The organism is Roseovarius halophilus (ex Wu et al. 2025), assembly GCF_047086965.1.
In genome coordinates this window covers 1-4,751 of record NZ_JBKOTX010000306.1, presented here as the reverse complement: position 1 = coordinate 4,751, position 4,751 = coordinate 1, and the positions used below count along the sequence as shown (strand labels likewise).

Below are 4,751 nucleotides of genomic sequence, written 5' to 3'. Positions count from 1 at the left end.
ACACCTCGCCGCTCGAGGGCGTCAACCACTCCGGCGGCGCTGCCGTTTTTCAATCCGCCGCCACCCGAGGGCGTGATGCCCACACCCGGTGGCGCATCGCCCACCGCCCCCGGGCGCTGCGGGGCCACCGGCGCGACATCGCCGGCAAGCGCGGCAAGAACATCCGGGAAGCTTTCCATCCCGTCCGCAGACCGCGGCCCGTCCCGATTCGGCGCCGCCAGGCCGCGCATTGCCGCGGATATCGCCGCGGCGGGCGCCTGGCTTTCGTGACCGAGAAATTTCATGTGCGCCTCCGGTTTCGTGCTCACCATGTCGGAAGCATGGCAAAATCCGGTTACCGCTTCTTTACCGCTTTCCGCTTCACTGGGGTCGGGTTCACAAAATTCGAGGCAATAAAGTGATCATTTCTTCACCGTCCGACGGGTATCGGGCCGTTGCTGCGGCAGGCGGCAACAGCCCGCAAATGGCCGAAGCCGCGAGGAACCTCGAGGCGCGCTTCATCGCCGAAATGCTGAAATCGGCGGGCTTCGGCGAACAGGAGAACAGTTTCAGCGGCGGTCCCGCGGCGGGGCAGTTCGCATCTTTCCAGCGACAGGCCATCGCCGACGACATGGCCCGCAATGGCGGCATCGGTCTGGCGGAAAACATCCTGAAATCCATGATGGAGGCATCCAATGACACATCGGTCCCGTCAGAACGCGGCTGACAGGCTGGACAGGTTGCTGGACAGGGAACGCGCCGCGCTGCTGGAAGGTGACCTGACCGCGATCGCCGGGTTTGCAGACACCAAGGAAAGCCTCGTCGCGGCGCTCGGCGCGGACCCGGCGACCGCGCGCGGGTCCCTGCCGGCGCTGCAACGCAAGATGGCGCGCAACCAGTCCCTGCTGGAGGCCGCGGCGCAGGGTATCCGGAAAGTGGCCGACCGGCTGTCGGCCGTGGAAAGCGTGCGCACGTCCCTGCAGACCTATGACAGGACCGGCCGCAGGACCCGATTCGACGGCAAGCGGGGCAGCGAGGTCGAGAAACGCGCCTGAGATGATTTGACTCAAATCCGCCTCACTCGGAAAGTGAGGATTAGCTTTCCCTTAGGAATTGCCCCTGCATCTTGCACCCGCATCCGGCCCAGGATGGCGCAGTTCCCGAGGTTGCAAGGGCTGCACATGTCAGAACGACATTCTTCACCGCTCGCACCGGGCGGAACCTGTAAACGGCGAAAATCCGCCACGAGACGAAGGAAAATGCCATGTCGAGCATTCTGACGAACAACAGCGCCATGACGGCGCTGCAAACCCTGAAATCCGTGAACTCCAACCTTGCCAAGACGCAGGACATGGTGTCGACCGGCAAGGAGGTCTCCTCGGCCAAGGACAATTCCGCCATCTGGGCGATATCCAAGGTGATGGAATCCGACGTCAGCGGCTTCAAGGCCGTGTCGGAATCGCTGTCGCTGGGAGAATCGACCGTGGCCGTGGCATCGGCCGGCGCCGAACAGATCACGGACCTGCTTACCCAGATCAAGGAGAAGGTCGTTGCCGCCACCGGCGAGAACGTGGACCATACCAAGATAGGCGCGGATGTCACGGAACTGACAAACCAGGTCAACTCGATCATCTCGGCATCGCAGTTCAATGGCGCGAACCTGCTGAACAGCGCTGGAAATGCCGGGATCACGGTCCTGTCGTCGATTGATCGTGATGCGGCCGGCGCGGTCACGGCCTCGAACATCACCGTGGCCTCGGTGGATTTCGAAGCGAACATCGACCTCAGTAACATCGACGTGTCGAGCGCGACCGCTGCCGATGCATCGATCGCCAACATCGAGGCGCATATCCAGACCGCCGTGGACGGCGCCGCGGAGCTTGGCGCGTCGGCCAAACGCATTTCCGACCAGAACGAATTCGTCGGCCAGGTCATGGATGCGATGAAGTCGGGCGTCGGCTCGCTGGTGGATGCGGACATGGAAGAGACCTCGGCCCGGTTGCAGGCCCTTCAGGTGCAACAGCAGCTCGCCACGCAGTCGCTGTCCATCGCCAACCAGGCCCCGCAGGCCATCCTGTCGCTGTTCCGCGGCTAGACGGACGGGGCGCCTGACAGGCGCCCCATCCTGACCCCTCGGCGCTGATATGACCTCTCATGGAAAGGATGCGATGTGACTGCGAGCCTCAAGGCACGGGCGGGCTACGGCCGGGGTGCCCAAGCCATCAAGCCCCCGAAAGATACCGAGTACGACGCGTTCGCGCGTATCACCGGACACCTCAGGAACGCCGCGCAGCCCGGCACCACCGCGCGTGACCTGGCCGGCGCCCTGCACGAAAACCGCCGCCTGTGGACCCTGCTGGCCGCAACCGTCGCCAGCAGCGACAATGCCCTGCCGGACGACCTGCGCGCGCGGATCCTCTACCTGGCCGAGTTCACGACCTTGCACAGCAGCAAGGTTCTGTCGAACGAGGCCAGCATCGAGCCGCTGATCGAGGTGAACGTCGCGGTCATGCGCGGATTGCGCGAGAGGAGCACCGCGGCATGACGGGACTGGTCATCAAGCTTGGGCCGAAGGAGCGGATCCTGATCAACGGCGCGGTCATCGAAAATGGCGAGCGCCGCGCGCGCGTGTCCATCATGACGCCGGATGCCAACATTCTGCGCTTGCGCGATGCGATCCATCCCGAAGACGCGACGACCCCGGTCCGCCGGATATGCTACCAGGCACAACTGGTGCTTTCCGGGGACGCGGAACCGGATCAGGCGCGGTTGCAATTGCTGCGGCGCATCGAGGAACTGAGCCAGGTGCTGACCGACCCAGACAGCCGCCACCACCTTGCAGCGGCCACCGACGCATTGATCGGCGGGCGGTATTACCACTCTCTCAAGGCGCTTCGCGCGCTTCTGCCACGCGAGGAGCGCCTGCTGGCGCATCGTCCGTCATGAGCTTCCAGCCAGCCCTGCCGATGAGCGGCCTTGCCGGCTGGTCGTTCCTGAACCAGACGCTCGACCGGCAGACGGAAATATTCGACAAGTCGCCGCGGATCGCCCGCGACACCAAGTATTTCGAAGCCACCATAGGCGACGTCCGGAGCGCCGAGGCCCTGGTTGGCGACAGGCGCCTGCTGCGGGTCGCGCTGGGGGCTTTCGGGCTCCAGGAAGATCTGAACAACCGTGCCTTCATCCGTCAGGTTCTGGAAGAGGGCGTGACAGACGAAAACGCGCTGGCGAATCGACTGTCCGACAACCGTTACACGCGTCTCGCGGCAGCTTTCGGTTTCGGTGATGGCGGCTCGCCCGAATCGGCACGACCGGGGTTCGGCGCGGAAATCACCGAGCGGTTCAGGCGGATGGCCTTCGAGAGCGCCGTGGGTGACGAGGATCAGGCGTTGCGACTGGCCATGAATGCGAAACGGGAACTTGCCGATGTGGCCGGTGCCGATCAGAACGATGCCGCGAAATGGTATCGCGTGCTGGGCACGCCACCGCTGCGGCAGGTGTTCGAAACGGCTTTCGGGCTGCCGGAAGGCTTCGCGCAGCTCGACCTGGAAAGACAGGTCGCCGAATTCCGTGATCGCGCCACGGCGATCGGGATCGACAGTATCTCGGACCTGGCCGATGAGCAGACGCGCGAGGAGCTTGTACGCCGCTTCCTCGCGCAGGATGAACTCGCCAAGATCAACGCACCGTCGTCGAACGCGATTGCGCTGACCCTGCTGCAATCGGCACCCGGACCAGCCTGAGCACATATCATGGACTACGGCGCGGTACCCGCGAAGGTGTCCCGGCCAACGGGCGGGCGCTGATCACCTTTCGAGAGGGACACCCCGGCCCTCCGGAGGATCACCGAGAGGTGGTTGAAACTCGCACGGACCGGGGTGCCACCCGCTTCGGCAAGGAACGCGTCAAGCTCGGGCCACGCGCGGACCGCCTGGTCAAGCTCGGCGTCCTGTCCTTCGGAGTAAAGGCCGGCCAGGATCATGTTTTCCGAGCGGGCGTAAAGGCTCAGCAGCTTGCGCGCCTGCGCGAGAAGGGCGTTCTCGTCGTCATTGGCCGCGCCCGGCAGGCTGCGCGATACCGACCGCAGCACGTCGATGGCGGGGAACCGCCCACGCTCGGCGATTTCGCGGTCCAGCACGACATGGCCGTCAAGCACCCCGCGGAGAATGTCGGCGATCGGCTCCTCCATGTCGGAGCCCGCGACCAGCACGCTGAACACCGCGGTAATATCACCGGTCCCGTCGGAGCCCGGCCCGGCGCGTTCGCAAAGCGACGTGATCAGGTGCCCGGTCGAGGCGGGAAAACCGCGCAGAACGGGCAATTCACCGGAAACGGTCGCGATCTCGCGATGCGCCTCGGCAAAGCGGGTGATCGAATCGGCCAGAAACAACACATGCCGGCCCGCGTCGCGGAAGTGTTCGGCCACCGCCATCGCCGTCCAGGCGCAGCGCCGCCGCGCCAGCGGGGACATATCCGAAGTCGCCGCGACAACGACGGCACGCGCCATCCCTTCCGGCCCCAGAACATCGCGAATGAACTCGGACAATTCGCGCCCCCGCTCGCCGATCAGGGCGATGACGATGACATCGGCAGCCGCACCACGGGCAAGACCGCCCAGCAGTTTCGACTTGCCGACCCCCGACCCCGCGAACAGCCCCATCCGCTGTCCGCGGACAAGCGGCAGGAAGGTGTTGAAAACCGCCATTCCGGTTTCCATCCGTTGGCCGAACGCACGGCGGCGCGCCGCTGCGGGGGGCGGCGCGCGCAGGTCG

Annotated in this window: 8 protein-coding genes; 6 read left to right on the top strand and 2 right to left on the bottom strand. The window is 65.2% G+C overall.

From position 1 onward, the window contains the following. On the bottom strand, nt 1-284 hold a 284-nt coding region (locus ACH107_RS30180; RefSeq protein ID WP_412509396.1), incomplete at its 3' end, for a hypothetical protein. Nucleotides 285-463: 179 nt separating this feature from the next. Between ACH107_RS30180 and ACH107_RS30175 the strand changes: the two genes are divergently transcribed. The 6 genes from ACH107_RS30175 (at nt 464) to ACH107_RS30150 (ending at nt 3,722) form a co-directional block, all read left to right on the top strand. Beyond that, nucleotides 464-706, top strand: a complete 243-nt coding sequence (locus ACH107_RS30175) for a rod-binding protein (RefSeq protein ID WP_412509395.1) — start codon at nt 464-466, stop codon at nt 704-706. Beyond that, nucleotides 675-1,034, top strand: a complete 360-nt coding sequence (locus tag ACH107_RS30170; RefSeq protein ID WP_412509394.1) for a flagellar biosynthesis protein FlgN — start codon at nt 675-677, stop codon at nt 1,032-1,034. Before ACH107_RS30175 ends, ACH107_RS30170 begins: the two co-directional genes overlap by 32 nt. A 209-nt stretch (nt 1,035-1,243) precedes the next feature. After that, nucleotides 1,244-2,074 carry a flagellin gene (locus ACH107_RS30165; RefSeq protein ID WP_412509393.1) on the top strand — a complete coding sequence of 277 codons (831 nt, stop codon included), beginning with the start codon at nt 1,244-1,246 and terminating at the stop codon, nt 2,072-2,074. Nucleotides 2,075-2,149: 75 nt separating this feature from the next. Further along, the gene (flaF, locus tag ACH107_RS30160; RefSeq protein ID WP_412509392.1) at nt 2,150-2,524 is read left to right on the top strand and encodes a flagellar biosynthesis regulator FlaF; all 375 of its coding nucleotides are present in this window, start codon (nt 2,150-2,152) and stop codon (nt 2,522-2,524) included. Further along, nucleotides 2,521-2,925, top strand: a complete 405-nt coding sequence (gene flbT / locus ACH107_RS30155; RefSeq protein WP_412509391.1) for a flagellar biosynthesis repressor FlbT — start codon at nt 2,521-2,523, stop codon at nt 2,923-2,925. Before flaF ends, flbT begins: the two co-directional genes overlap by 4 nt. Continuing rightward, nucleotides 2,922-3,722 (top strand): DUF1217 domain-containing protein, encoded by an 801-nt coding sequence (locus ACH107_RS30150; RefSeq protein WP_412509390.1) that lies wholly within the window; start codon nt 2,922-2,924, stop codon nt 3,720-3,722. Before flbT ends, ACH107_RS30150 begins: the two co-directional genes overlap by 4 nt. Before the next feature lie 14 nt (nt 3,723-3,736). Here the strand turns inward: ACH107_RS30150 and fliI are convergent. Next, on the bottom strand, nt 3,737-4,751 hold a 1,015-nt coding region (fliI, locus tag ACH107_RS30145; RefSeq protein ID WP_412509389.1), incomplete at its 5' end, for a flagellum-specific ATP synthase FliI.

Excerpts from the sequence above, each read along its gene's own strand:
- ACH107_RS30175 (WP_412509395.1), top strand. The coding sequence starts at position 464 with ATGGCCGAAGCCGCGAGGAACCTCGAGGCGCGCTTCATCGCCGAAATG.
- ACH107_RS30170 (WP_412509394.1), top strand. The coding sequence starts at position 675 with ATGACACATCGGTCCCGTCAGAACGCGGCTGACAGGCTGGACAGGTTG.
- ACH107_RS30165 (WP_412509393.1), top strand. The coding sequence starts at position 1,244 with ATGTCGAGCATTCTGACGAACAACAGCGCCATGACGGCGCTGCAAACC.
- flbT (WP_412509391.1), top strand. The coding sequence starts at position 2,521 with ATGACGGGACTGGTCATCAAGCTTGGGCCGAAGGAGCGGATCCTGATC.
- ACH107_RS30150 (WP_412509390.1), top strand. The coding sequence starts at position 2,922 with ATGAGCTTCCAGCCAGCCCTGCCGATGAGCGGCCTTGCCGGCTGGTCG.